The sequence below is a fragment of the Streptomyces sp. NPDC023838 genome (genome assembly GCF_040639555.1).
In the GTDB taxonomy this organism is placed as follows: Bacteria; Actinomycetota; Actinomycetes; order Streptomycetales; family Streptomycetaceae; genus Streptomyces.
Window position 1 is genome coordinate 1 of sequence record NZ_JBFAAD010000051.1, and the last position, 25,447, is coordinate 25,447.

Annotated in this window: 16 protein-coding genes; 7 read left to right on the forward strand and 9 right to left on the reverse strand. The window is 73.5% G+C overall.

From position 1 onward, the window contains the following. The first annotated feature begins 195 nt into the window (after positions 1 to 195). From AB0G17_RS34800 to AB0G17_RS34810, 3 genes are all read left to right on the forward strand, one after another. Positions 196 to 1,719 carry a hypothetical protein gene (locus tag AB0G17_RS34800; protein WP_361391398.1) on the forward strand — a complete coding sequence of 508 codons (1,524 nt, stop codon included), beginning with the start codon at positions 196 to 198 and terminating at the stop codon, positions 1,717 to 1,719. 282 nt (positions 1,720 to 2,001) lie between these two features. After that, positions 2,002 to 2,931, forward strand: coding sequence for a hypothetical protein (locus AB0G17_RS34805; RefSeq protein ID WP_361391401.1), 930 nt, complete (start codon positions 2,002 to 2,004; stop codon positions 2,929 to 2,931). A 44-nt stretch (positions 2,932 to 2,975) separates the two neighbouring features. Next, positions 2,976 to 7,640, forward strand: coding sequence for a hypothetical protein (locus AB0G17_RS34810; protein ID WP_361391404.1), 4,665 nt, complete (start codon positions 2,976 to 2,978; stop codon positions 7,638 to 7,640). A 37-nt stretch (positions 7,641 to 7,677) separates the two neighbouring features. On the opposite strand, the gene AB0G17_RS34815 is transcribed toward AB0G17_RS34810, so the two are convergent. The 8 genes from AB0G17_RS34815 to AB0G17_RS34850 all read right to left on the reverse strand — a co-directional run bounded on the left by AB0G17_RS34815 (position 7,678) and on the right by AB0G17_RS34850 (position 19,055). Next, positions 7,678 to 9,255, reverse strand: a complete 1,578-nt coding sequence (locus AB0G17_RS34815) for a GMC family oxidoreductase N-terminal domain-containing protein (RefSeq protein ID WP_361391407.1) — start codon at positions 9,253 to 9,255, stop codon at positions 7,678 to 7,680. A 19-nt stretch (positions 9,256 to 9,274) separates the two neighbouring features. Beyond that, positions 9,275 to 10,876 carry an amino acid permease gene (locus tag AB0G17_RS34820; protein WP_361391410.1) on the reverse strand — a complete coding sequence of 534 codons (1,602 nt, stop codon included), beginning with the start codon at positions 10,874 to 10,876 and terminating at the stop codon, positions 9,275 to 9,277. 113 nt (positions 10,877 to 10,989) lie between these two features. Beyond that, a complete protein-coding gene (locus AB0G17_RS34825) occupies positions 10,990 to 12,459 on the reverse strand; it encodes an aldehyde dehydrogenase family protein (protein WP_361391413.1) in 1,470 nt (489 codons plus the stop codon). Between the two features lie 108 nt (positions 12,460 to 12,567). After that, entirely contained in the window at positions 12,568 to 13,710 is a 1,143-nt protein-coding gene (locus AB0G17_RS34830) for an aromatic ring-hydroxylating dioxygenase subunit alpha (RefSeq protein ID WP_361391416.1), read from the reverse strand. Next, entirely contained in the window at positions 13,707 to 14,906 is a 1,200-nt protein-coding gene (solA, locus tag AB0G17_RS34835; protein WP_361391418.1) for an N-methyl-L-tryptophan oxidase, read from the reverse strand. The genes AB0G17_RS34830 and solA overlap by 4 nt, the downstream gene beginning before the upstream one ends. A 60-nt stretch (positions 14,907 to 14,966) precedes the next feature. Beyond that, positions 14,967 to 17,432, reverse strand: coding sequence for an FAD-dependent oxidoreductase (locus tag AB0G17_RS34840; protein ID WP_361391421.1), 2,466 nt, complete (start codon positions 17,430 to 17,432; stop codon positions 14,967 to 14,969). A gap of 189 nt (positions 17,433 to 17,621) precedes the next feature. Continuing rightward, complete coding sequence (locus tag AB0G17_RS34845) at positions 17,622 to 18,416, reverse strand: IclR family transcriptional regulator (protein WP_361391472.1); 795 nt, start codon at positions 18,414 to 18,416, stop codon at positions 17,622 to 17,624. A gap of 63 nt (positions 18,417 to 18,479) precedes the next feature. Continuing rightward, positions 18,480 to 19,055: a hypothetical protein gene (locus AB0G17_RS34850; RefSeq protein WP_361391424.1), complete on the reverse strand. Its 576-nt coding sequence runs from the start codon at positions 19,053 to 19,055 to the stop codon at positions 18,480 to 18,482. Between the two features lie 352 nt (positions 19,056 to 19,407). Between AB0G17_RS34850 and AB0G17_RS34855 the strand changes: the two genes are divergently transcribed. The 4 genes from AB0G17_RS34855 to AB0G17_RS34870 are packed head-to-tail and all read left to right on the forward strand — an operon-like array spanning position 19,408 to position 23,632. After that, entirely contained in the window at positions 19,408 to 22,146 is a 2,739-nt protein-coding gene (locus AB0G17_RS34855) for a nitrate- and nitrite sensing domain-containing protein (protein ID WP_361391427.1), read from the forward strand. After that, complete coding sequence (locus AB0G17_RS34860) at positions 22,143 to 22,583, forward strand: roadblock/LC7 domain-containing protein (RefSeq protein ID WP_361391430.1); 441 nt, start codon at positions 22,143 to 22,145, stop codon at positions 22,581 to 22,583. Before AB0G17_RS34855 ends, AB0G17_RS34860 begins: the two co-directional genes overlap by 4 nt. A gap of 10 nt (positions 22,584 to 22,593) precedes the next feature. Further along, positions 22,594 to 23,046: a DUF742 domain-containing protein gene (locus tag AB0G17_RS34865; protein ID WP_361391433.1), complete on the forward strand. Its 453-nt coding sequence runs from the start codon at positions 22,594 to 22,596 to the stop codon at positions 23,044 to 23,046. Next, positions 23,027 to 23,632: an ATP/GTP-binding protein gene (locus AB0G17_RS34870; RefSeq protein ID WP_361391436.1), complete on the forward strand. Its 606-nt coding sequence runs from the start codon at positions 23,027 to 23,029 to the stop codon at positions 23,630 to 23,632. The genes AB0G17_RS34865 and AB0G17_RS34870 overlap by 20 nt, the downstream gene beginning before the upstream one ends. 110 nt (positions 23,633 to 23,742) lie before the next feature. On the opposite strand, the gene glpK is transcribed toward AB0G17_RS34870, so the two are convergent. Next, complete coding sequence (gene glpK / locus AB0G17_RS34875) at positions 23,743 to 25,254, reverse strand: glycerol kinase GlpK (protein ID WP_361391439.1); 1,512 nt, start codon at positions 25,252 to 25,254, stop codon at positions 23,743 to 23,745. Positions 25,255 to 25,447 lie beyond the last annotated feature (193 nt).

A 25,447-nucleotide genomic window follows, 5' to 3' on the forward strand; every position in this document is an offset into this window, starting at 1 on the left:
AGCGTGAACGCGTGACCTGCCGCAGGCGAACACCGCAACCTGAAACAGGAGACGCCTCACGTGGCGACCCACGACCTCAAAACCAGGTCACTAGGTGCTGGTGGCGGACGGGGCCGGACGGCGGGCCGGGCGGGCCGGGCGGTCGTATCTGCGCCGTTTCGACCGTTGTCAGTGCGAGGACCTAATCTGTGCAGCGTGACTTCGCCTGCCTCGACGGAACCCGTTCCGCCCCAGCTCAGCGCGGGGCCGCGCCCGGCACCGGGCCCGGCCGCCGACGAGGGGCTGGCGCGCCGGCTGCGCGCGCTCGCCTGCACCGCCCCGCTGCACGACCTGGACGTGCGCAAGGCGAACCTCGCGGGTGAGTACTCGGTGTACGCGATGGCGGAGGTCGCCCTCGCCTCGATCGACCTCGTCACGCTGAACATGGACTTCGACACGGGCGCCGACCACGAGCAGATCGTGGCCAGGCTGATCCCGCGCGTCGCCGCGCAGGCGCCCGGCCGCCCGGCCGCCGAGCACGAGCGGGTGGCGCGCTGGGTCCTGGAGAACCTGATCAACGTCGGCAGCGTGGACCGCGGCTTCCGCGCGGTGTACGGGACGTTCAGCCCGGACGGTGTCTATGTGCGCCGGGACTACGACTTCAAGCTGATCGAGGAGGTTCCGGGGTACGGGGGCAGCGTCTACCTCCGTACGACCGACGAGGCCGTGAACGTGCTGGTGGGCGCGCTCGACACGGACGTCACCAGCGCCCAGATCGCCGCCGAGGTGAAGCTGGAGGTGCTGATCAGCCGCGGCCGGCTCGCGGACGCGCAGCTCGCCGCCGAGCAGGCGCGCTACCGCACCGTGCAGTACGCGGAGACCCTGCGCCGCACCCTGGAGGCGACCCGGCGCAACGTGCGCGCGGTCGACTGGCTCAACGCGGTCCCGGACATGATCGCGGAGGCGCTCGACCACGTCGCCGACCGCTACCGGCACGAGAACGCGATCCTGACCAACATCCGCAAGGCGCGCGACGAGGCGGAGGAGCCCGAGAACAAGCGGCGGGCCGCCGAGCTCGTCGACATCGTCAAGGACTGCATCCGGCGCCACACCCAGCTGCAGTCGCGCCTCCTTGAGGCCGGGCCCCTGTTCCGCGCCGAGCAGGACCGCCAGGCCTTCGCGCGCCCGGCCGCGCGGACCGGCCTCGATCTGTACGGGCAGCTGGTCGCGCCGCTGCTGCCGCTGCCGGTCGAGGACGCGACGCGGGTGACCGACGCGTTCTTCGCGCGCGGGACGGGGCTGCGCACGCCGGTCTCGGTGCGGGTGGCCGACCTCATCGACATACTGCTGACGCCTCCGATGGAGCGGGAGCACCTCGGCGCGGAGATGCCCGAGCCCGATCTGATCGCCACGCCGGACGACAGCCGCTTCAGCGAGGAGCAGCTGGCGGCGGCGATGGAGCTGCTCGACCTGGAGCACGACGCGCCGCGCCGGCTGTCCGGCCTGCTGGCCGACGCGCGCGGGCTCGACCCCGAGCTGCCGTATCTGGTCGCGCTGCTCGCGGTGCACGCGGCGAGCCCGCCGGTCGGTACGGCGTACCGGCAGGGCGAGGAGCGGCTGCTGTTCGCCGTCGACGACGGGACGGAGCTGGACGACCCGGAGTTCGGCGGGGCGGACCTGATCGTGGGGACGGCCCGGCTGGACGCGGCGGGGATGGCGGCGGACCGGGAGGCGGCGTGATGCCCCAGGGCTCCGCCCCGGGCTCCCCTTCGTCTGCGGGTCCGTCGTGGCTGGTCGCGCAGTTCCCCGCGCCCCTTGGATGCGCCCCTGCGGGGCGCCCCTGGAGGGGCGCGGGGAACTGCGCGAGCAACCCACCACGATCCGCGGACAACCAGCAGGCCGCCCGCCCAGGGCTTTAGGGAAGGGGCGGGGTGGGGAACCAGCCCGCCGCAGGCGCCCCCCCCACCCGCACCCCGTCCCCCACCGCACCACGAACGTAAGACCACCCCCCAAGGAGACCCCGTGACCGACCACCACCCCGAGCGTGAGCCCGAGGCCGGCGACGGCATCGGTGTCGGTGTCGGTACCGGAACGGGTGTCGTCGACGCGCCCCGCGACGGGGGCGAGCGGCGCATCACCCCCGGCGACGCCGCCGACGCCGCCCGCCTCGTCGCCTACGGACTCCAGCCCAAACTCCTCCCCGCCCGCGACGCGGAGTACGCGGAACTGCTCCGCCGCCACCGCGAGGACCCCGCGTTCGCCAGACTCGCGGACGCCGTCGCCGCGGGCCTCGGCCTCGTCGTCCTGGAGGTCTCGCCCCGGGCCGGCATGGCCGTGACCGCCGCCGAGGACTCCGTCTTCGCCGTCCGCATGGGCGACTACGCCCGCCGCGCCGCCACCGACGCGGCGGACCGCTTCCTGCACGGCCTCGCGCACCTCGCCGTGGCCGCGATGGCCTTCCCCCGCCCCGAGGACCTGGCCGACGACGGCTACATCGGGCGGATCACCGTCAACGGCGTCGACGCGTTCGTACGCCAGGCCTGCCGCCGTCTGGAGGAGCGCGCCGCCGAGCAGGGCGAGAACACCGACCCCGAGACCGGCGCCCCCGGCCTGGAGGCCGCCTGGCGCATCTACGCCCGGCGCAGCTCGACCGGCGCCACCAAGGACGCCCGCCGACTCGCCGGATCCACCACCGGCATCGTGGCCAAGGCCGTCGCGTTCCTCACCGAGTCCGGCTTCCTCCAGCGGACCGGCGACGACGCGGGCGGCGCGTACCGCACCACCGCCCGCTACCAGCTCCAGGTCCGCGACATGGCGGGCAGCGCCGCGCTCGCCGAGCTCCTGGAGCTCGGCGTCGTCGCGGTCAGCGACGGCAGCGCGACCCTGCTGCCGCCCCCCGACGCCGACGACCTCGACCTGGCCGCCGACGCCGGCCTCCCGTTCCACGCCTGACCCTGTCCCACCCGACCCACCCGCCACATCTACGAGAGTCCGCCATGTACGAGCTGTCCCGGGTCCGCCTCTACTCCATCGGCCCCGCCGGTGCGCGTTACGCCGACACCGTGCTGGACCTGCGCGGCGTGGGCGCGCCCGTGCCCCACCCGGCGCCCACCCAGGCGGAGTTCTTCGAGGACGAGCCGGTCGGCCCGCCGCGCCGCCCCGCCCCCGCCGGCGTGCTCTTCCTGGAGAACGGCGGCGGCAAGTCCGTCCTGCTCAAGCTGATCTTCTCGGTGATGCTGCCCGGCCACCGCAACACCCTCGGCGGCGCCAGCTCCGGCGTGCTGCGCAAGTTCCTGCTCGCCGACGACTGCGGCCACGTCGCCCTGGAGTGGCAGCACACCCTCACCGGCGAGCTGGTCGTGGTCGGCAAGGTGAGCGAGTGGCGCGGGCGGCAGGTCTCCAACGACCCGAGGAAGTTCGCCGAGGCCTGGTACTCGTTCCGGCCCGGCCCAGGCCTCAGCCTCGACTCGCTGCCGGTCGCCGAGTCCAGCGCCGTGCGCCCGTCCGCCGAGGGCACCTCCGGCGCCCAGGGCAGGCGCCGCACCATGAAGGGCTTCCGCGACGCGGTCACCGAGGCGGGCAAGGCGTATCCGCACCTCGACGTGGTCTGGGAGGAGATCCACGACCGCTGGAACGAGCACCTGGGCGACCTGGGCCTGGACCCCGAACTCTTCCGCTACCAGCGCGAGATGAACGCCGACGAGGGCGAGGCCGCCGGCCTCTTCGCGGTCAAGAAGGACTCCGACTTCACCGATCTGCTGCTGCGCGCCGTCACCGACACCCGGGACACCGACGGTCTCGCGGACCTGGTCAGCGGCTTCGGCAACAAGCTCGGCCGGCGCGCCGAGCTGACCGCCGAGCGCGACTTCACGGCCGGTTCGGTGGACCTGCTCACCCGGATCGTCGAGGCCGCCGAGGCCCGTTCCCGCGCGCGCGACATCCACGCCGGGGCCGAGCGCCGTACGCGCACGCTGGCGCGCAGGCTCTCCGCGCGCGCGGGCCTGGAGCGCGGGCGCGCCACCGACCTGGCGGGGCGGGTCACCGCCGCCGCGCACACCGTCACCGAGGCCGAGCAGGCGCGCGGCCGCAGTGCCCTGATCGCCTCCGAACTCGCCTACCGTCACGCCTCGCTGGCCCTCGCCGTCGCCGAGAAGGCCGCCACCGCCCAGCGCCGCGAGCTGGCCGACGCCCGTACGCTGCACTCCGCCTGGCAGGCCGCCGAGGCGGTGCTGCGCCACAAGGCCGCGGCCGACCGCTCCGCGCGCGTGGCCGCCGCCATCCGCGAGGCCGAGCGGGACGCCGCGCCCGCGCTCGCCGCCCGCGCCACCGCCGCAGCCGATCTCGTACGGGCGCTGCACACGGCCGCCGAGGACGGCGAGCGGGTCGCCGCCGAGGAGGAGGAGCGGTCCGCCGCGCTCCAGGAGGCGAGCGAGGCGGCCCACCGGGACGCCACGGCCGCCGCCACCGAGGCCCAGCGCGCCCGCAGCGAGGCCGGGCACCTGCGCCAGCGCCTCGCCGAGGTCGAGCAGGAGACCGCCGAGGCGGTCCGGGCGGGCTGGCTGGACGACAGCGCCCCGGACGCCGACCCGGCCAGGGCCGCGCTCGCCGCGAGCGACGCGGAGAAGACCGCGGTCGCCGCCTGGGACACGGCCCGCGAGAGCGCCCGCGCCACCGCCGAGCGCGCCCGCGAGGCCGCCGCCACCGAGGCGCGCGCCGAACTGGCCGCCGCCCGCGCCCAGGACGCCGCCGAGGCCGCCGGGAACGCGTACGACGCCGAGCGCCGCGCCGCCGAGTCGATCGCCGCCGACGAGCGCCTCGCGGAGCTCCTCGGCCTCCCGTCCGCCCCGGCGGCCGGGGTCCCGTCGCCGCGCAGCGGAGCCATGTACGCGGCGGAGGCCGTCCACGCGGCGGTGCGCGGCACCCCCGCCGCCTTCGCGACGGACGGTACGGACACCCCGCTGACCGCCGAGGAGCTGGACCGCCAGGCCGACGAGCTGCGGCAGCTCCTCGACCAGGGCATCGCCTCCGCCGAGCGGAACCTCTTCGAGCTGCGGACCGCCGCCGCCGACGACGCCCGCATCCTCGGCGCGCTCGGCGACGGCGGACTGCTCCCGCCGGGCCCCGACGTGCTGGCCACCGTGGAGTACCTGGGCGAGCACGGCATCCCGGCCCTGCCCGGCTGGCGCTACCTCGCCCAGGCCGTCGACCCGGCCGACCACGCCTCGGTGCTCGCGGCCCGGCCCGAACTGGTCGACGGCGTGGTGATCACCGACCCCGCCTCGCACGTGCGGGCCCGTGAGGTGCTGGCCGGCGCCGCGCTGCTGCCCCGGTCCGCGGTCGCCGTCGGCACCACCGCCGCGCTGCTGGCCCCGGTGCCCCGGCAGGGCGCGCAGGGTTCGGGCGAGAGCGAGGTGTTCCTCGTCCCGCCGAACCCGGCCATGCACGACGAGCACGCCGCCGACGAGGAGCGGCAGGCGCTGCGCGCCCGCGCCGCCGCCCGCGACGAGGAGATCCGCGCCCTGGCCGCGCGCCTCGCGGGCGACCGCGGGCTCGCCGCACGGCTCGGCTCCTGGCGCGCCGACTGCCCGCCCGGGATGCTCGACGAGCTCGCCACGGCCGCGCGGGACGCGCGCGACGCCGCCCGGGCCGCCGTGGCGGAGCTGGCCGAGGCCCGTACGGAACGGGCGGAGGCCGACGAGGCCGCCGCCGAGGCGTCCCGGGTCCGCGACGAGCGCCAGGAAGCCGCCCAGCGCGCCCGCCGCGCCGCCGACGTGCTGGCCGGGCTCGCCTTCCGGCTGCGCGAGCGCGCGGGCTGGCAGACCACTCTGCGCGAACTCGTCGACGAGGCCGCCGAGTCCGAGGCCCGCGCCCAGACCCTCCTGGAGCGCGCCCGGGCCGCCGACGAGGACCGCCGCGCCGCGCAGCGCGCCGCCGACGACGCCCACCGCACCGCCCGCGCGCTGCGCGCCGAGCGCGCCGAGATCGCGGGCGCCCCGGAGAACCTGCCGGAGCCGGACGGCGACGCCCCCAAGGCCGCGCTGCCCGCCCTGCGCGAGGCCTACCGGGCCGCGTCCCAGCTGTACGAGAAGGTCGGCGTCGGCGCCGACCTGCGCGCCGAGCAGGCGCGCGCGGAGAGCGACGAGAGCGCGGCCGTCGCCGAGCTGAACCGGCTCACCAACAAGGTCCGCACCCGCGCCGCCCAGCTCCTGGAGGGCACCGACGGCGCCGACGGCCCGTCCCGGCAGGCCGCCGCGGCCCGCGCCGAATCCCTCGTACAGCTCCTGGAGACCAGGGCCTCGGCGGCGAGCGAGCAGCTCGGCCGGCTGCGCGGCGAGGCCGAGCGGCTGGCCCCCGAGGACGGCGAGGCGCACACCGAGCTGCCCGAGGACCAGGTGCCCGGCGACGCCGAGCAGGCACAGGCCCTGCTGCGCACTGCCACCGCCGAACTGGCCGCCCGCACCGCCGAGCTGGAGACCTCGCGCGCCGCGCACGCCGAGCTCCTCCAGGCCCACCGCGCCGCCGAGGACGCGGCCGGCGGCTTCGACGAGACGGCCGCGCTCCTGCGCGACCTGCTCCGCGACCACCAGCAGGACGAGGACGAGCAGACGCCCGAGCCGTTCCCCGGCGATCTGGCGGAGGCCCGGCAGTCGGCCGCCGAGGCCCGGCGTTCGCTGCGCGGCTGCGCGGGCGACCTGTCGGCCGCCGAGGCCGCCGTCCGCGAGGCCTCGGACGTCCTGGTCCGGCACGCCAACGCGACCCGGTACGAGCAGGTGCGCACCCCCGCCCGCCAGCAGATCCGGGAGCTGCCCGCCGCCGCGCTGCCCGAGCACGCGGCGTCCTGGGCCGCGGCGTTCGCGCCCCGGCTGCGGGTCCTCACCGACGAGCTGGAGCAGCTGGAGCGCAACCGGGACTCGATCGTGGACCGGCTGCGCGGGCTCGTCGAGTCGGCGCTGACCACCCTGCGCTCGGCCCAGCGGCTCTCGCAGCTGCCGGAGGGGCTGGGCGAGTGGTCGGGCCAGGAGTTCCTGCGGATCCGCTTCGAGGAGCCCGACCAGGCGACGCTGACCGAGCGCCTGGGCGAGGTCATCGACGAGGCGACGCGCGCGGCCGTGAAGAAGAACTCCGACATGCGCCGGGACGGAATGTCCTTGCTGCTGCGGGGAGTTCAGGCGGCCCTTGAGCCGCGCGGCATCGCCGTGGAGATTCTCAAGCCGGACGCGGTGCTGCGCGCCGAGCGCGTCCCCGTCGGGCAGATGGGCGACGTGTTCTCCGGCGGTCAGCTGCTCACCGCCGCGATCGCGCTGTACTGCACGATGGCCGCGCTGCGCAGCAACGACCGGGGCCGCGACAAGCACCGCCACGCGGGCACGCTCTTCCTGGACAACCCGATCGGCCGGGCCAACGCCACGTATCTGCTGGAGCTCCAGCGGGCCGTGTCGGACGCGCTCGGCGTCCAGCTCCTCTACACGACGGGCCTGTTCGACACGACGGCGCTCGCGGAGTTCCCGCTGGTCATCCGGTTGCGCAACGACGCGGACCTGCGTGCGGGTCTGAAGTACATCAGCGTCGAGGAGCACCTGCGGCCGGGCCTGCCGGCCGACCCCGACGGGTCGGTGCACGGGGAGATCACCGCGACGCGGATGTTCAAGAAGCCGGCGTGAGCGGTGGGGGGCGCGTCCGCGCCCCCCACCAGCACGCTCAGGCCGCGTCGGCCTTCATCATGTCCGCGCACTTCTCGCCGATCATCATCGTCGTGATGCACGGGTTGACGGTGACCAGCTCCGGCATCACCGAGCCGTCGGCGACGCGCAGTCCGCTGATGCCCTTGACGCGCAGCCGCGCGTCGAGCGGGGCCATCGCGTCGTCGTCGGCGCCCATCTTCACCGTGCACGCCGGGTGGTAGACGGTGTTGTGCGTGGTGCGGATGTACTCGAAGAGCTCGTCGTCGGTACGGACGTCGGGCCCGGGCGCCAGCTCCGCGCCCGCCCAGTCCGCCAGCGCCGGCTGCGCGGCGATCTCCCGGGCGAGCTTCAGCCCGTACGTCATCACCCGCACATCGTGCTCATGGGTGAAGTAGCGCGGGTCGACCATCGGCTTGTCCCGGTAGTCGCGGGTGCGCAGCCGCACCGTGCCACGCGACTTGGCGTGCGTGACGTTGGGGGTGAGGCAGAACGCGTTCTCGCTGGTCGGGTAGCCGTAGCGGGCGGTGTTCATGTCGAACGGCACCGAGCCGTAGTGGAACATCAGGTCCGGCCGGTCCAGGCCCGGCTCGGTGTCCGCGAAGATCCCGATCTCCCACCACTGGTTGGAGCGGGTCGGCATCGGCCGCTTGGCGTCCCACATGATGACGCCCTCGGGGTGGTCCTGGAGGTTCTCGCCGACGCCGGGGGAGTGCACCAGCGTCTGGACGCCCACCTCGCGCAGATGGTCGGCGGGGCCGATCCCGGAGAGCATCAGCAGCTTGGGGGTGTCGATCGAGCCGCAGCTGACGACGACCTCGCGCCGCGCGGAGACGGTACGGGTGTGGATCAGGTCCGGGTCCAGGTACTCCACGCCCGTGCAGCGCCGGTCCTCGCCGATCACGAGGCGCTTGGCGCGGATCCCGGTCCGTACGGTCAGATTGGGCCGCTTGCCGATGATCGGGTGCAGATACGCGACCGAGGACGACTGGCGGATGTTGTTCTCGTCCGAGTTGATCTGGAACCAGTTGGCGCCTCTGATGACCGTACGGCCGGTGTTGAAGGGCGTGGTGGGGATGCCCGTCTGGGCGCACGCGTCCAGCAGCGCGCTGCCGCACGGGTCCTCGCCCTTGATCGTGCGCAGCTTCACCGGGCCGCTGCGGCCGTGGTGCTCACCGGGCGCGTCGTTGTTCTCCAGGCGCTTGTAGAGCGGGAAGACGTCCTCGGCGCCCCAGCCCGTACAGCCCTCGGCCGCCCAGCCGCCCAGGTCCTCGGCGGGCGCCCAGAAGGCTATGCAGGAGTTGTGCGAGGAGCAGCCGCCGAGCACCTTGGCGCGCGCGTGGCGCATCATGCTGTTGCCACGCTCCTGCGGCTCGACCGGGTAGTCCCAGTCGTAGCCCGATTCGAGCAGCCCCATCCAGCGCTCCAGGCGCAGCACGTTGTCGTCGCCGACGTCCGAAGGGCCCGCCTCCAGGACGCACACGGTCACCGAGGGGTCCTCGCTGAGCCGGGCCGCGACAACGTTGCCCGCGGTGCCGCCGCCGACGACGACGTAGTCGAACTCTTCCGTGGCCACAGGGGTGTTGGCCTCGTTCATGATTGCTTCGCTCCTTGCTTCAGCCGGTGGCGGCGGCGGGGTTGCCGGGGGTGGTGGCGGGGTCGGTGTCGGTGTCCTGCTTCTCTGCGGCGTGGTCCGCGAGGACGCCGGTGCGGTGGCGCTGGACGAACCAGTAGTAGGCGAACCCGCCGACGGTGACGGCGCCGACGAACAGCACGCCGCCCCAGCGCAGGTACCAGTGGTAAGGGGCCGCCGCGTTGTAGACGGCGGCGCGCGGCCACAGCAGGTTGACGGTCATGCCCAGGCCCCACAGCACCGCGAGGATGTTGACCGGGAGACCGAAGCGGCCGAGCGAGAACCGCCCGGGCGCGGGCTGCCAGGTGCCGCGCAGCCTGCGGACCAGCATGGGCATGGTGACCAGCAGGTACGCGACGTAGATCATGATGATCGCGATGCTGGTGACGACCGAGAAGATCTGCGGCTGCTTGATGTTGACCAGCAGGATGCCGATGGCGACGATCCCGCAGACCACGGCGGGCGCGATCGGGGTCTGGAAGCGCGGGCTGATCTTGGCGAGCCGGCTGCCGCCCGGCAGGTTGTTGTCACGGGCCATCGCGAACATCAGCCGGATGCCCGCGGTGTGCACGGCGAGCTCGCAGACGACGACCGCGATCACCACGCACCACAGCAGGGCCTGGCCCATGGTGTCGCCGAGGGTGCTCAGAACCACGTACTGGAGCCCGTCCACGGAGAGTTCGGGGGCGCTCAGGTCGGGCGTGGCGAGCAGCGCGCACAGCAGGATGAGGCCGCCGATGACGAACGAGGCGATCAGGGCCCGCAGGATCGCGCGCGGCGCGTTGCGGCTGGGGTCGACCGCCTCCTCGCCGAGCGAGGACGCGGTGTCGAAGCCGTACATGACGTACGCGGAGGCGAGCGACGCGGTGAGGAACGCGCCGAAGTAGCCCAGGTTCTGGCCCGCCCCGATGCCGTGCGTCTCCACGATGGCGCTGGGGCCCCGGGTGATGTGCGCGGCCAGCAGGATCACCAGGATCACGGCGGCGACCAGCTCGATGAAGACGCCCGCGGTGTTGATGCGCGCCATCAGCTTGACGCCGAACGCGTTGACCAGGGTGGTGAAGAGGATCAACCCGCAGGCGAGGACCACGGCGTTGGCGGCCGCGTCGTACTTCCCGCTGCCGTCTCCCACGAACTGGAACCACGAAGAGATCTGAGGGAGCGTCAGCTGGAGCGCCAGGGCCACGGCGGCCAGCGACACCATGCTCGCCAGCGTCATCATCCAGCCGGCCAGCCAGCCGACGTGTGGACCGCCCAGGTTCTTGGCCCAGTTGTAGACCGACCCGGCCACCGGGTAGCGGGCGGCCAGCTCGCAGAAGCAGAGCGCGACCATCAGCTGGCCGATGAAGACCATGGGCCACGACCACCAGTAGGCCGGGCCGCCGAGGCTGACGCCGAAGTAGAACATCTGGAACGTGCCGGTCAGGATCGAGATGTAGCTGATCCCGGCGGCGAAGGTGTGGAAGTTGCCGAGGGTCCGCTTGAGGCCCGGCTTGTACCCGAGTTCGGCGAGCGCGGCGTCGTCGGCGTCGGCGCCCGCCCGGGCTGGGGAGGGAGAGGGGGGCGGGGGTGTGGTGGCGGTCATCGGGGATCACTCCTCGTACTGGATCGCGCAGAGGGGAGGGCAGGGACGGGCGTGCGGCGGAACCGCGCTGCGCGGCGGCTGTCCACTCGGACCGCGCCGCGGGCAGCGGTCGTTCAGTCGAACCAGCGCTGCGGGCGCGGCTCGGTGTTGCGCCAGATGTGCTTGATCTCCTGGTACTCGGCGAGCCCGGCGAGACCGAGCTCGCGGCCTGTGCCGGACTGCTTCATCCCGCCCCATTCGGCCTGCGGGACGTACGGGTGGAAGTCGTTGATCCACACCGTGCCCGCGCGCAGCCGGGCCGCGACCCGCCGCGCACGCGCCTCGTCGCTGGTCCACACCGCTCCGGCCAGGCCGTAGATCGTGCCGTTGGCCAGCGCGAGCGCCTCGTCCTCGTCGCGGAACCGCTCCACGGTCAGCACCGGCCCGAACGACTCGTCCCGGACCACGGACATCTGGGCCGTGCACTCGTCCAGGACGGTCGGCAGGTAGTAGTGGCCGTTCGCCAGCGCCGGGTCGTCCGGGCGGGCGCCGCCGCAGCGCAGCACCGCGCCCTCGGCGAGCCCGGCCGCCACATACGCCTCGACCTTGGCGAGATGGCCCGCCGAGATCAGCGGGCCGGTGCGGGCCTGCTCGTCGAAGGGGCCGCCGAGCCTGATCAGCCGCGCCCGGCGCACCACCTCGTCGACGAAGCGGTCGTGCAGCGAGTCCTCCACGAGCAGCCGCGCGCCCGCCGAGCAGACCTGGCCGGAGTGCAGGAACACGGCGGTCAGCGCGTAGTCGACGGCCGCCTCGAAGTCGGCGTCGGCGAAGACGATGTTGGGGTTCTTGCCGCCGAGTTCGAGCGCGGTGCGCTTGACGGTGGCGGCCGCCGACGCCATCACGTGCCGCCCGGTGGTCAGTCCGCCGGTGAACGACACCAGATCCACGCGCTCGTCCTCTACCAGCGGCGCGCCGACGGCGGGGCCGGTGCCGAGGACCAGGTTGGCGACGCCGTCCGGCAGTCCGGCCTCGGTGAGCAGCCGCATCAGCATGATCGCGGTGTGCGGGGTCAGCTCGCTGGGCTTGAGGACGAAGGTGTTGCCCGCGCCGATGGCCGGCGCGACCTTCCACGCGGTCTGCAGCAGCGGGTAGTTCCACGGCGTGATCAGCGCGCAGACGCCGACCGGCTCGGTGACGGTACGGCTGTCCGTCACCGGGTTCCCGGTGTCGACGACCCGGCCGGGCTCCTGGGCCGCGACGAGGTGGCCGAAGTGGCGGAAGCAGTTGGCGATGTCCGCCATGTCGTACTCGGACTCGACCAGCCGCTTGCCGGTGTCCAGGGACTCCGCGCGCGCCAGCGCGGCCGCGTCACGCTCGATGAGGTCGGCGACGCGCAGCAGCAGCGCGGCCCGCTGGGCGGCGGGGGTCCCGGGCCAGGGGCCGCGGTCGAATGCCTCGCGGGCGGCGGCCACCGCGGCCGCCGCGTCCTTGGGACCCGCCTCGTCGACCACGGCGACCTGCGAGCCGTCCGCCGGGCAGCGGATCTCGCGGGTCTCCCCGTCGACGGCGGCGCTCCATCGGCCGCCGATGAACAGTTCAGGCATGACGCTCCTTGACTTCCTCAGTTCCCCCGGCCGCCCGGCCGACGGCCGGGCGGCAAAGTCGGGGGCGCCGTGATCACGAGGCGCCCCGGGTCGCCGCTACCCAGGTATTCACACTTCAGACATGTGACGTTTCAGACACGTGAGAACCCACTCGTGAAAGGCGCGAATGTGGTGTTCGCTGGGAACCAGCACCCCGCCGTGCCGGTACGCCCGCGAATCCATGGCGGGCTGGGTGCGCTCGCACGCCTCGAAGTCCTGCACGTTGACGCGGTGGAACAGCTCCACGGACCGGGAGACGTCCGCACCGGACGCCACGACCTGTGGCGCGTACAGCCAGTCGCACTCGACGACCGTGCGGTCCACGGCCAGTGGGAACATCCGGTGGACGATCACGTGGTCGGGCACCAGGTTCACGAACACCTGCGGTTTCACGGTGATCGCGTAGTAGCGGCGGTCCTGTGCCTGCGCGAGGCCCGCGAGCCGCCCGAACCCCGCGCTGCCGTCCACCGTGAACCCCTCGGCGCCCCGCGCGAACTCGGCGCCGTGCCCCACGTAGTACTGCGCGGCGAACCCCTTGGCGAACTCCGGCAGTACGTGGGTGAGTTCGGGGTGGATGGTCGCGCAGTGGTAGCACTCCATGAAGTTCTCGACGATCAGCTTCCAGTTGGCGCCGACGTCGTACGAGATCCGGCGACCCAGGGCCAGTTCCGCGGGCCGGTAGCGCTCCACCGCCGCCGGGTCGCCCAGCCGCTCGGTGGCCGCGCCGACCACCGTGTCCTCGAACGACGGCGGCTCCTCGGCCAGGCACACCCACACATAGCCGAGCCACTCGCGCAGCGCGACCCGCAGCAGCCCGCGCTCCTCGCGGTCCACGTCCGGCATCCGCGCCAGGTTCGGCGCGGCGACCAGCCGGCCGTCGAGGTCGTACGTCCAGGCGTGGTACGGGCACTGCAGGGTGCGCCGGACCGTGCCGCTCTCCTCGGCGCACACCCGGGCGCCCCGGTGCCGGCAGACGTTGAGAAACGCCCGCGGCGCGCCCTCGCGCGCCCGCACCACCAGCACGTTCTCGCGGCCCACCTGGACCGTGCGGAAGGCGCCGGGCCGGTCGAGGTCGGCGGATCTCACCGCGCAGAACCACAGCGCTTCGAAGATCCGCTCCTGCTCGCGGGCGAAGACCGCCGGGTCGCTGTAGAACCGGCCGGGCAGCGTCTCCAGGAGGCTCGGTCCGCGCTCGGCGGCCTCGGCGGTCATCGCGCGCCTCCTCGGGTGTCCGAGCCCGCTTCCGCCTGCGCCGTCGCCCTGAATCTGCGCGGGTCGAAGAGGTCGAGGGGATGGGCCGTCGTCCCGTCGAGTGCCAGATCGGCGAGAATCTCGCCGACCACCGGTACGAACTTGAAGCCGTGCCCCGAGAAGCCGCAGGCCACGGTGACGGCACCCGGGTGCGCCGGATGCCGCGCGATCACGAAGTGCTCGTCCGGCGTGGTCGAATACATGCAGGTCACGGCCCGCAGGAACGTTCCGGGCAGGGTCGGTGTCACCCGGCGCATGGCCGCCGCCATCTCCTCGACCTCGGACGCGGCGACCGTACGGTCGATGGTGTCGGGCGTGCAGGGGGCGCCGTTCTTGCGGAAGAACGCGACCTTGACGCCGCCCGCGGGGCCGTCGATCGCCGGGAACCCGTACACCTGGACCCCGTCCGCCTCCTCCCACACGAAGACCGGCTGGCGCTCCGGGAGAAACGGTTCGGTGCCGCCTTCGGGCCCGAACCAGTACATGACCTGCCGCTCGACGCGGATCGGCACGCCGAGGTCCGCGAGCAGCTCGGGAGCCCAGGCGCCCGGGCAGATCACCAGCTGGCCGCCCGTGTAGCTGTCCTCGGCGGTGTGGACGCGCACCCCGCGCCCGCCCGGCAGCTCCTCCCAGCGGGTCACCGGCTCCTCGAAGTGGAGCTCGGCGCCCGCCTTGGTGGCGAGCTGGAGGTGGGCCGCCACGGTGGTCTCCGGCCGCAGCAGCCCGGCCCGCGCCTCGTAGAGCGCCACCTCGTCGTCGAGCGGGCTCATGGCGGGGAAGCGGCGCCGGATCTCGCGGGCGTCCAGCATCTCGTGCGGCAGGTCCCACTGCCGGGCCGAGCGCACCGCGCCCGCGACCGTACGGCACTCGGGGCGGCCCACCATCATTCCGCCGCACAGCAGCGCGATCTCGCGCCCGGAGTCCCGCTCGATGCGGTCGTACAGCTCGTACGCCCGCAGCAGCAGCGGCACGTACGCCGGGTCCTCGAAGTAGGACTGCCGGGTGATCCGCGAGCCGCCGTGGCTGGAGCCGTGCGCGTGCACCGGGCCGAACCGCTCCAGGCCGAGGACGCGGACCCCGCGCGCGGAGAGGTGCTGGGCGGCGGCCGAACCCATGCCGCCGAGGCCGAGGACGATCACGTCGTACGTCGGAGCCATGTTTCCTCCCGGAGGGGTCGGTGCGGCCGGGCCCGCCTCATGGGGCCGTGGTGCGGCCGTTCACCGCATGAGGTAGGCCATCCGCGGGTCGAACAGCGGCTCTTCGGCGACGGTCGCGGGGACCTTCTCGCCGAAGTACTCGACCTGGACCGCCGTGCCCGGCGCCAGGACCGGCAGCCAGGCGTACGCGACGCACCGGCCGATCGTGTAGCCGTACGCGGCACTGGTGACGTAACCGGCGGGCGCGCCGTCGACGAGCACCGGCTCGCTGCCGAGGACCACCGCCGAACGGGAGTCCAGGGTCAGACAGGTGAGCCGGCGCCGCACGGCCGAGGGGTCGCCCAGCGCGGCGCGGCCGGTGAACTCGCCCTTGCCCGGCCGGACCGCGAAGCCGAGCCCCGCCTCGTACGGGCTGTGCTCGGCCGTCATGTCGCGGCCCCAGGCGCGGTAGCCCTTCTCCAGGCGCAGCGATTCGAAGGCGCTGCGGCCCGCCGCGACCACATCGAGCCGCTGCCCCGCCTCCCAGAGCGTGTCCCACAGCCGCAGCCCCAGATCGGCGCTGGTGTACAGCTCCCAGCCCAGCTCACCGACGTAGCTCAGCCGCAGCGCGGTGACCGGCACGTTCCCGATGACCGTCTCCTTCGCCCGGAAGTAGCCGAACGCGGCGTGCGAGAAGTCGTCGCGGGTCAGGGGCTGGACCAGCTCGCGGGCGAGCGGACCCCACACGCCGACGCAGCAGGTGCCGGAGGTGATGTCCCGGACGGTGACGGAGTCCGGCGCGTGCGCGAGCAGCCAGTCCAGGTCGGCGGGGGAGTTGGCGCCCACCTGGAAGCGGTCGGGGGCCAGGCGTGCCACGGTCAGATCGGAGAGGACGCCGCCCGCGTCGTCGAGCAGCAGGGTGTACGTCACCGAACCCGGCTTCTTCTCCAGCTGGTTGGTCGTCATCCGCTGCAGGAACGCGAGGGCTCCGCGCCCGGTCACCTCCAGACGCCGCAGCGGGGTCATGTCGTACAGCGCGACCCGCTCGCGCGTCGCCTTCGCCTCCGCCGCCGCGATCGGCGACCAGTACCGCGCCGACCAGGAATCGCGCACCGGGATGTGCAGCCCGTCCACCAGCGGCGCGTTCGTCTCGTACCAGTGCGGCCGCTCCCAGCCGCCGCCCTCCAGGAAGTACGCCCCGAGCTCGCGCTGCCGTACGTGGAAGGGGCTGGTCCGCAGCGGGCGCGGGCGCTCCATGGGCTGGAGCGGATGGATCACGTCGTACACCTCGACGAAGCTCTGGGCCGCCCGCTCCTCGACGTACTGCGGTGTGAGCTGCACGTCCTCGAAGCGCCGGATGTCGCAGGCATGCACGTCGAGCGACGGGCGGCCGTCCGTCATCCACTCGGCGACCGCCCTGGCCACGCCCGCCGAGTGCGTCACCCACACCGCCTCGGCCAGCCAGAACCCGCGCAGCTCCCGGGACTCGCCGAGCAGCGGCATGCCGTCCGGCGTGAAGGAGAAGACACCGTTGAATCCGTGCGCGACCTCGCTGTGCGCGAGCTCGGGCAGCAGCGCTGTGGCATCCGCCCAACTCGGCGCGAAGTCCTCCGGGGTGAAGGCGAGCGAGGAGGGCATGGCGGGCGCGTCGTCGTACGACGGGACCGCGAACGGGTCGACCGGCAGCGGCCGATGGGCGTACGAACCGATGCCCAGCCGTGCCCCCTCCGCGTTCGTGTGCGCACGGAAGTACAGGTCGCGGTCCTGGTGACGCAGGATCGGCAGCGCGGCCGCCGCCCGCGCGGTGAGCCCGGCCAGCGGGGCGGTCGTCGCGTACTGGTGGGCGAGCGGCAGCAGCGGCACGGTCACCCCGGCCAGCTCTCCGATCACCGGGCCCCAGAAGCCGGCGGCCGAGACCACGAGATCGGCCGGGAAGCGGCCCCGGTCGGTGACGACGGCGGTGACGCGGCCATCCTCCCGCTCGATGGCCGTGACCGTGTGCCGCGCCAGGAACCGGGCGCCCCGGGCCTCGGCGCGTGCCTGCAGCGCCCGGGAGGCGAGCACCGCGTCGGCGAGCCCGTCGTCGGGGGTGAGGAAGCCGCCGAGCACCTTCTCCCCGTCCAGCGGCGGCCACAGCGCCCGGCACTGGTGCGCGGTGAGCAGCTCGCCCCGTACGCCCCAGGCGGCCGCGAGCCCCACCTTGCGGTGCAGATCGGCCCAGCGCTCCGAGGTGGTGGCCACCTCCAGCCCGCCGACCGCCCGGAAACAGGGCTCGCCCTTCACGCTCAGCCCGCGCAAGGTCTCCACCGTGTACGCCGCGAAGGACGTCATGGTCCTGGAGGCGTTGGTCTGGAAGACCAGTCCGGGCGCGTGCGAGCTGGACCCGCCCGGCGCGGGCAGCGGCCCCTGCTCCACGACGGTGACGTGCGACCAGCCCCGTGCGGTGAGCTCGTCGGCGAGCGAACAGCCCACGATCCCGGCGCCGATGACGACGACGCGCGCGTGGGCGGGGTCGGGTGCGGGGGTGGTGCGGACCTCGTCATACACGGCCTCACCCTCCTGTTGCGCAGAGCACTACCGGTTGCGCGATGTGAGACATCCTGAGGACGGCCCAGGGGAGCGTCAAGAGGGTCGGACCGGTCGCACGGCGAAGCCCGTGAGGCCTTGAATTCGCCTGTCCAGAACGTGTGTCAGAACCTGTCCGGAAGGGGACGTGGCGCGCTGTCGGCCCTGGAGTTACGCGGGATGCCCCATGCGACGCGAGAGGTCCCGAGCGGCCTCCCGGACGCGCTGGGCGACCTCCGGGAGTGACTCCCGGGGCATCCGGTACGCCGGGCCCGAGACGCCGATCGCGCCGATGACGGAGCCGTCGTGGCCGCGCACCTCCACCCCCAGGGCGTTGAGCCCGTCCTCCAGCTCCTCCGCCGTCTGCGCGTACCCCCGCTCCACCACCCGCGCCAGCTCGGCGCGGAGCACGGCCGGATCGGTGATGGTGTGCGCGGTGAAGCGCGCGAGCCCCTGGGCGAGCAGGGGCTCGCGGCGCTCCTCGGGGAGGTGGGCGAGGAGCGCCTTGCCGCTCGCGGTCGCGTGCAGCGGGGTGCGCCGGCCCAGCCAGTTGAACGCCGAGACGGCCGCCGCGCCGCGTGCCTGCATGATGTTGACGGCGGCGTCCCCGTCGAGCACGGCGACGTTGGCGGTCTCGCCCGTGAGGTCCGCCAGCGCACGGCAGACCGGCACGCCCTCCTGCGAGATGTCGAGCCGCACGGCCGCGGCACCGGCCAGGCGCAGCATCCCGGCGCCCAGGAAGTACTTCCCCCGTTCCTTCTCCTGGCCGACCAGACCCCGGTTCTCCAGCGCCCCGAGCAGCCGGAACGCGGTCGACTTGTGCACCCCCAGCTCATCGGCGATCTCGGTGACTCCGGCCTCGCCGAGCCGGGCCAGCGCCTCCAGCACGCTGACCGCGCGGTCGACCGACCGCAGCGCCCCGGCGCCGCCGCCCCGCCGTCTGCCCACGGGCACGGGCACGGACATGCCCGCGTCCGGCTCCGGCACCTCACCCACCAGACCCACCAGCACCAGCGCTCCTCCGGGCCGCTATGCCCGGGAGAGACTGCCCGTCTTGCTCTGCCCTATTCGGCCGTGCCCCGGCCGCTCGGCCGTCCGGGCCGCACGCCGCACCCGGCGCCGCTCCCGGCGCAGTTCCCGAGCGGTGCTGCTCGGCACCGACACCACGCCGTTGCGCTGGTTCCACACCTGGCGGGTGACCCACACGTCAAGGACCGCCCAGGTCGCCACCACCGTGCTCGCCACGCTGGAGAGGACCATCGGGAAGGCCAGCCAGGAGCCCGCCATGGTGCACAGGAACGCGATCACCGCCTGGATCAGCGTGAACGCCACGATCAGCACCGAGCGCACCGCCGCGTTTCTGATCGGATCGGGCAGCCGCGGCCGGATCGCGGGCTCCTCCACCCACAGGGGCGGCAGGTCATCCGCCCGAGACCGCGCCCGCCCGCCATCGCTCCGCCCGCCATCGCTGTGCCCGCCCTTGCTGTGCCCGCCCTTGCCGTGCCCGCCATTGCCGTGCCAGCCGTCGCGGTGCGCTCCGCGCTCTCTGTCGCCATGCCTGCCGTTCGCGCGCGAGCCCCTGTCCGCCACACGGTCCGCACTCATGCCTTCAGTGCCCATGGATACTCACTCCCCACCACCGGCGCATCGATGCCTGCCGATTCGCACGGGTCCGTACATCCCCGTCACAACCCCCGTACAGAAGGACGAACGGAACTCCCCGAAGATTCCCGGGATTTGGGTGGAAGGCAGAATTCCAGCCAACCGGGCCGAGACGGGAACCACTGGCCCTACGGGTGTCCTCGGCCACACCCGGGAGTTGATCTCCCGTAATAGCAGGACAACCCGTGATCAACTCCCGTGAGGGCGGCCGAAAATCGTCCGGACGTGTCTTCGAGTTGTCTGTGTGGCAGTAGTAGGCTCTCGCCGTTTGTTGACGGTTGATCTGGGGGAGGCCATGCGCTTTCGCGGGAAGTCCATCCGCAGGAAGATCGTGGCGTTGCTGCTGGTGCCGCTCGTCTCCCTCACCGCTCTCTGGGGATTCACGACCTACATCACCGGCCGCGAGGCCAACGAGCTGCTGAACGTCACGTACATCGTGGACAAGGTCGGCTCGCCGATGGAGGACACCGTCCAGGTCATCCAGGAGGAACGCCGCCAGACGCTCGTCTACTTGGCCGACCAGCGGGCCTCCGACGCGCTCGCCGCGCTGCAGAAGCGCCGCCAGGACACCGACCGCGCGGTGGCGAAGATTCGTTCCGCCGCCAATGACTCCCAGGTGCGCGACGATCTGCACGCGGCCGCCCGGGCGCGGCTGAAGACCGTCCTCCAGGAGTTCGACGGCATCGGCGATCTGCGCCGGCAGGTCGACCGGCGCAGCGTCAACCGCGCCCAGGCGCTGGAGGCCTACAGCGACGTCATCGAGCCCTGCTACACGTTCCTGACCAATCTCCACGCGCTGGAGAACGTGGACATGGACAAGCAGGGCCGCGCGGTCGTCGGCCTCGCCCGGGCCCGCGAGATGCTGGCCCGCGAGGACGCCCTGGTCGCCTCCTCGCTGGTCACGCCGCCGCAGTTCACCTGGAACGAACTGCGCGAGGTGGTCAACCTGGTGGCCAACCGCACGCTCCTGTACGAGATCAGCCTGGAGAACCTGCCCAGCGGCGAGCGCGAGATCTTCGAGCGCTTCTGGGCCGCCGCCGGCTCCGAATCGCTGCGCGCCGCCGAGCAGAACATCATCACCGCCGGCCCCACCAAGAACCCGCGCGTCGACCTGGCCCGCTGGCAGCAGACCGCGACCCCGCTTCTCTCGCGCCTGTCCCAAGCCGTCTCCGACGCCGACGACCGCTACCGCGACCGCGTCCACCCCGTGGCCTTCAACGTCCTCATCAAGGCCGGTGTCGCGGGCGTCCTCGGCTTCCTCGCCCTCGTCTTCTCGCTCTTCCTCTCCGTACGCATCGGCCGCGAGCTGATCCGCGACCTCACCCGGCTCCGCAAGGAGGCGCACGAGGCGTCCGGCGTGCGCCTGCCGAGCGTGATGCGCCGCCTCGCCGCCGGCGAACAGGTCGACGTCGAGACCGAGGCGCCCCGCCTGGAGTATGAGAAGGACGAGGTCGGGCAGGTCGGCCAGGCCCTCAACACCCTTCAGCGCGCCGCCGTCGAGGCCGCCGTCAAACAGGCCGACATGCGGCGCGGGGTGGCCGAGGTGTTCGTCAACCTCGCCCGCCGCAACCAGGTCCTGCTGCACCGCCAGCTCACGCTCCTGGACACCATGGAGCGCCGCACCGAGGACACCGACGAGCTCGCCGACCTCTTCCGGCTCGACCACCTCACCACCCGCATGCGCCGCCACGCCGAGAGCCTGGTGATCCTCTCCGGCGCCGCCACGTCCCGCCAGTGGCGCAAGCCCGTCCAGCTGATGGACGTCGTCCGGGCGGCGGTGGCCGAGGTCGAGGACTACGAGCGCATCGAGGTCCGCAGGCTGCCCCGGCTCGGCGTCGGCGGCCCGGCCGTCGCGGACCTCACCCACCTGGTGGCCGAACTCCTGGAGAACGCCACGGTGTTCTCGCCCCCGCACACCGCCGTCCAGGTGCACGGCGAGCGGGTGGCCAACGGCTTCACCCTGGAGATCCACGACCGGGGCCTGGGCATGACGCCCGAAGCGCTCCTCGATGCCAACCTGCGCCTCGCCGAGACCCCCGAGTTCGAGCTCTCCGACACCGACCGGCTCGGCCTGTTCGTGGTCAGCCGGCTCGCCCAGCGCCAGAACGTCCGCGTCTCCCTCCAGCCCTCCCCGTACGGGGGCACCACGGCGATCGTCTTCATCCCGGCGGCCCTGCTCACCGACGCTCCGGACACCAACGGCACCGGCTTCCGCCTCGACCGCAAGGCGGCCCACGGCGACGCGGCCGCGCGCCGCGAGCGGGACGCGGGTCCCCGCGCGCTCTCCCCGCTCCCGGCGGGCGCCCCCGACCGCGCCCTGCTCGACGGCCCCGTCGAACTGGAGGCACCCGTCGACCCGCTGGAGCTCGCCCCGCACGCCCTGGGCGCCGACGAGCGCGAAAGCGTCCACACCGGTTTCCGCGGCGCACCCCGGGGGGTCCCGGCCGAGTACCGCCAGCACCAGCAGGCCGCCGACGAAGGCGGAGCCCCGCTGGAGCCGTCCGGTCCCGTACCGCTGCCGCGCCGCCGCCCGCCGGCGCCGACGCTGGTGAGCGACCACGGGCGCCGCGTCGGCGACCAGCCGGGCCGCGGCCACCCGGCGCCCGCGGCGGAGCCGGCCCGTCCGGCCGGGCCGACCGCGGAGCGGCGGCGGGCCGACGCACTGCGCGCCAGCGGACTCGTCCCGGCCCCGGCGCCCGAGCCGCTGCGCCGGCCCGCGCCCGGCCGGGAGAGCGCCGACGGAACCGTTCCGCAGGGCGAGCTGCCCCGCCGGGTCCGCCAGGCCAGCCTCGCCCCGCAGCTGAAAGAGACCTCCGCCGAGCCCGCGGCGCGCACCGGGCCGGGCGGCCAGGGCGCTCACCCGCAGCCCGAGCGCGACGCAGAGGAAGTGCGCAACCGTATGGCGTCGATGCAGCGCGGCTGGCAGCGCGGGCGTCGACACACCGCGATGACCAGCGCAGAGACCACAGCCGACGGGCCCGACCAGGCCCTGGGCGGCGTACGACGCAACACATCGGAGGGGGACGGTCGATGACCGCACCGAAGTCCGCAGCACACGACGTCATCGGGAAGGGCGCCGGGGAACTCAGCTGGTTGCTGGACGAGTTGGTCGACCGGGTCGGCTCCATCCGCAAGGCGCTCGTCCTGTCCAGCGACGGCCTGCCCACCGGCACGTCGAGGGACCTGACGCGGGAGGACGGCGAGCACCTGGCCGCCGTCGCCTCCGGCTTCCACAGCCTCGCCAAGGGGGTCGGCCGCCACTTCGACGTGGGCGGGGTCCGCCAGACCGTCGTGGAGCTCGACGACGCCTTCCTGTTCGTGACCGCCGCCGGGGACGGCAGCTGTCTGGCCGTCCTGGCCGACGCCGAGTCCGACGTGGGCCAGGTGGCGTACGAGATGACCCTGATGGTCAAGCGGGTCGGGGCCCACCTCACCACGGCACCACGGACCGGCCTGCCCACCGCAGGGTGAGCGCGACGGTATGAGTGACGCAGACCAGCGGGCGCCGGCGAACGGCCCGCAGCAGCCGGACCGGGCGCCGCAGCAGTCGCCGCTCCGGCAGCACCACTGGTTCGACGACGACGCGGGACCGGTGGTGCGGCCGTACGCGATGACCCGCGGCCGTACCAGCAGCGTCGGTCAGCACCGGCTCGACCTGATCGCGGTGGTGGTGCCCGAACCGGCCGCCGACGACCCGGGGCGGGACCACTCGCTCTCGCCCGAACACGTCGAGATCGTCGAACGCTGCGTCGGCACCCCGCAGTCCATCGCCGAGCTCGCCGCCGGACTCGACCTCCCCGTCGGGGTGGTCCGCGTCCTGGTGGGCGATCTCGTCCAGGACCAGCTGGTGCACGTCTCCCGACCCGTTCCGCCGGCCGAGCTGCCGGACGAGTCCCTTCTCCGCGAGGTGATCAATGGCCTTCGGGCGCTCTAGCCGCAGGAAGCGGCCCGTCGAACCGGTGACGCTCAAGATCCTGGTGGCGGGCGGCTTCGGAGTCGGCAAGACCACTCTGGTGGGCGCGGTCAGCGAGATCCGGCCGCTGCGCACCGAGGAGCGGCTCAGCGAGGTCGGCCGGCCGGTCGACGACGTCGCGGGGGTGGAGGCGAAGAGCACCACCACCGTCGCGATGGACTTCGGACGCATCACGCTCCGCGAGGACCTGGTGCTCTATCTCTTCGGCACGCCCGGCCAGGACCGCTTCTGGTTCCTCTGGGACGAGCTGGCGCAGGGGGCGCTGGGCGCGGTGGTCCTCGCGGACACCCGCCGCCTGGAGGACTCCTTCGCGGCGATCGACTACTTCGAGCGCCGGGGGCTGCCCTTCACGGTGGCCGTCAACTGCTTCGACGAAGCGGCCCGTTACCCGGCCGACGCCGTGCGCTCCGCGCTCGACCTCGACCCCGAGGTGCCGCTGATGATGACGGACGCGCGCGACCGCGAGGCCGTCAAGGACGTCCTGGTCGCGGTCGTGGAGCACGCGATGGTCCTCTCCGAGCGCAGGCGCCGCCCGGTCTCGATCTGAGACCCGTACACGAGAGCACGGCTCGTACGCGGGGACACGGCCCGTACCCCCACCGACTGGGGTACGGGCCGTGCGTCTTGGGGGCGCTCCCGCGCGCAGGGCCGCGGTGGCTACTTCTCGTCCTCCTCGTGCCAGCCGAGGCTGCGCTCCACGGCCTTGCGCCAGTTGACGTACTCGCGCTCGCGCACCCCCGCCTCCATGGCCGGCACCCACTCCACGTCCTGCGCCCAGTGCGCCTTCAGCTCGTCGAGGCCCGCCCATACCCCGGTGGCGAGCCCGGCCGCGTAGGCCGCGCCCAGACAGGTCGTCTCGGAGACCTTCGGCCGGATCACCGGCACACCGAGCACGTCCGCCTGGTGCTGCATCAGGAGCCGGTTGACCGTCATCCCGCCGTCGACCTTGAGCGTGGTGATCCGTACCCCGGAGTCCTGGTACATCGCGTCCACCACCTCGCGGGTCTGCCAGCTGGTGGCCTCCAGGACCGCGCGGGCCAGGTGCGCCTTGGTGACGTACCGGGTCAGACCGGTGACCACACCGCGCGCGTCGGAGCGCCAGTAGGGCGCGAACAGGCCGGAGAAGGCGGGCACGATGTAGGCGCCGCCGTTGTCCTCGACGCTCGCGGCGAGCGACTCGATCTCGTCGGCGCTGCGGATGAGGCCGAGCTGGTCCCGGAACCACTGGACCAGGGCTCCGGTGATCGCGATCGACCCCTCCAGGCAGTAGACCGGCGCCTGGTCGCCGATCTTGTAGCCAACGGTGGTGATCAGGCCGCTCTTCGACGGTACGGGCCTGCCGCCGGTGTTGAGCAGCAGGAAACTCCCGGTCCCGTACGTGTTCTTGGCCGTGCCCGTGTCGTAGCAGGCCTGGCCGAAGATCGCCGCCTGCTGGTCACCGAGCGCGGACGCCACCGGCACGCCCGCCAGCCGGCCCACCGCCGTCCCGTACACCTCCGCCGACGACCGGATCTGCGGAAGGATCGCCTCCGGTACGTTCATCGCGGCCAGGATCGAGGAGTCCCACTCCAGGGTCTCCAGGTTCATCAGCATGGTCCGCGAGGCGTTGGTGACGTCGGTGACGTGCACGCCGCCGTCCGTGCCGCCGGTCAGGTTCCAGATCAGCCAGGAGTCGATGGTCCCGAAGGCGATCTCGCCGCGCTCGGCACGGGCCCGGAGGCCGGGTACGTTGTCGAGCAGCCAGGCCGCCTTGGGCCCGGAGAAGTAGCTGGCCAGCGGCAGTCCGGTGGCGTCCCGGAAGCGGTCCTGGCCGTCCTCGGCGCCGAGCTGGGCGCAGAGCGCGGACGTCCTGGTGTCCTGCCAGACGATCGCGTTGTGCACGGGCTTGCCGGTCGCCCGGTCCCACAGCACCGTCGTCTCGCGCTGGTTGGTGATGCCGAGCGCGCTGAGCTGTTCCGCGCGCATCCCGGCCTTGGCCAGCGCGCCCGCGACCACGGCCTGCACCTTGGCCCAGATCTCGGTGGCGTCGTGCTCGACCCAGCCGGGCTTGGGGAAGATCTGGCGGTGCTCGCGCTGGTCCACGGCGACGATGGCGCCGCTGTGGTCGAAGATGATGCAGCGGCTGGAGGTGGTGCCCTGGTCGATGGCTGCGACGAACTTCTCCGTCATGGCTACCCCTAGGTCAGAAGGCTGCGGTGGTGCGGCGGGAGCTCGGGAGGCCGTCCGGCGGACGACGCCGTGGCCCCGCTCCTCCGTGCGGGGCGCGCGCTACCCATGGCTGCGGAGCCGGCCGTGAGGGTCGGCGCGAACCCCCGCCCGGCATCCGCGACGAGCGTGCCCGTCCGGCGGAATCGCCCCGTGG

Coding starts and splice junctions, on each gene's coding strand:
- solA (WP_361391418.1), bottom strand. CDS start 14,906: ATGGCTCCGACGTACGACGTGATCGTCCTCGGCCTCGGCGGCATGGGT.
- AB0G17_RS34870 (WP_361391436.1), top strand. CDS start 23,027: ATGGCCTTCGGGCGCTCTAGCCGCAGGAAGCGGCCCGTCGAACCGGTG.
- AB0G17_RS34860 (WP_361391430.1), top strand. CDS start 22,143: ATGACCGCACCGAAGTCCGCAGCACACGACGTCATCGGGAAGGGCGCC.
- AB0G17_RS34855 (WP_361391427.1), top strand. CDS start 19,408: ATGCGCTTTCGCGGGAAGTCCATCCGCAGGAAGATCGTGGCGTTGCTG.
- AB0G17_RS34865 (WP_361391433.1), top strand. CDS start 22,594: ATGAGTGACGCAGACCAGCGGGCGCCGGCGAACGGCCCGCAGCAGCCG.
- AB0G17_RS34845 (WP_361391472.1), bottom strand. CDS start 18,416: ATGTCCGTGCCCGTGCCCGTGGGCAGACGGCGGGGCGGCGGCGCCGGG.
- AB0G17_RS34850 (WP_361391424.1), bottom strand. CDS start 19,055: ATGAGTGCGGACCGTGTGGCGGACAGGGGCTCGCGCGCGAACGGCAGG.
- glpK (WP_361391439.1), bottom strand. CDS start 25,254: ATGACGGAGAAGTTCGTCGCAGCCATCGACCAGGGCACCACCTCCAGC.
- AB0G17_RS34830 (WP_361391416.1), bottom strand. CDS start 13,710: ATGACCGCCGAGGCCGCCGAGCGCGGACCGAGCCTCCTGGAGACGCTG.
- AB0G17_RS34825 (WP_361391413.1), bottom strand. CDS start 12,459: ATGCCTGAACTGTTCATCGGCGGCCGATGGAGCGCCGCCGTCGACGGG.
- AB0G17_RS34810 (WP_361391404.1), top strand. CDS start 2,976: ATGTACGAGCTGTCCCGGGTCCGCCTCTACTCCATCGGCCCCGCCGGT.
- AB0G17_RS34815 (WP_361391407.1), bottom strand. CDS start 9,255: ATGAACGAGGCCAACACCCCTGTGGCCACGGAAGAGTTCGACTACGTC.
- AB0G17_RS34820 (WP_361391410.1), bottom strand. CDS start 10,876: ATGACCGCCACCACACCCCCGCCCCCCTCTCCCTCCCCAGCCCGGGCG.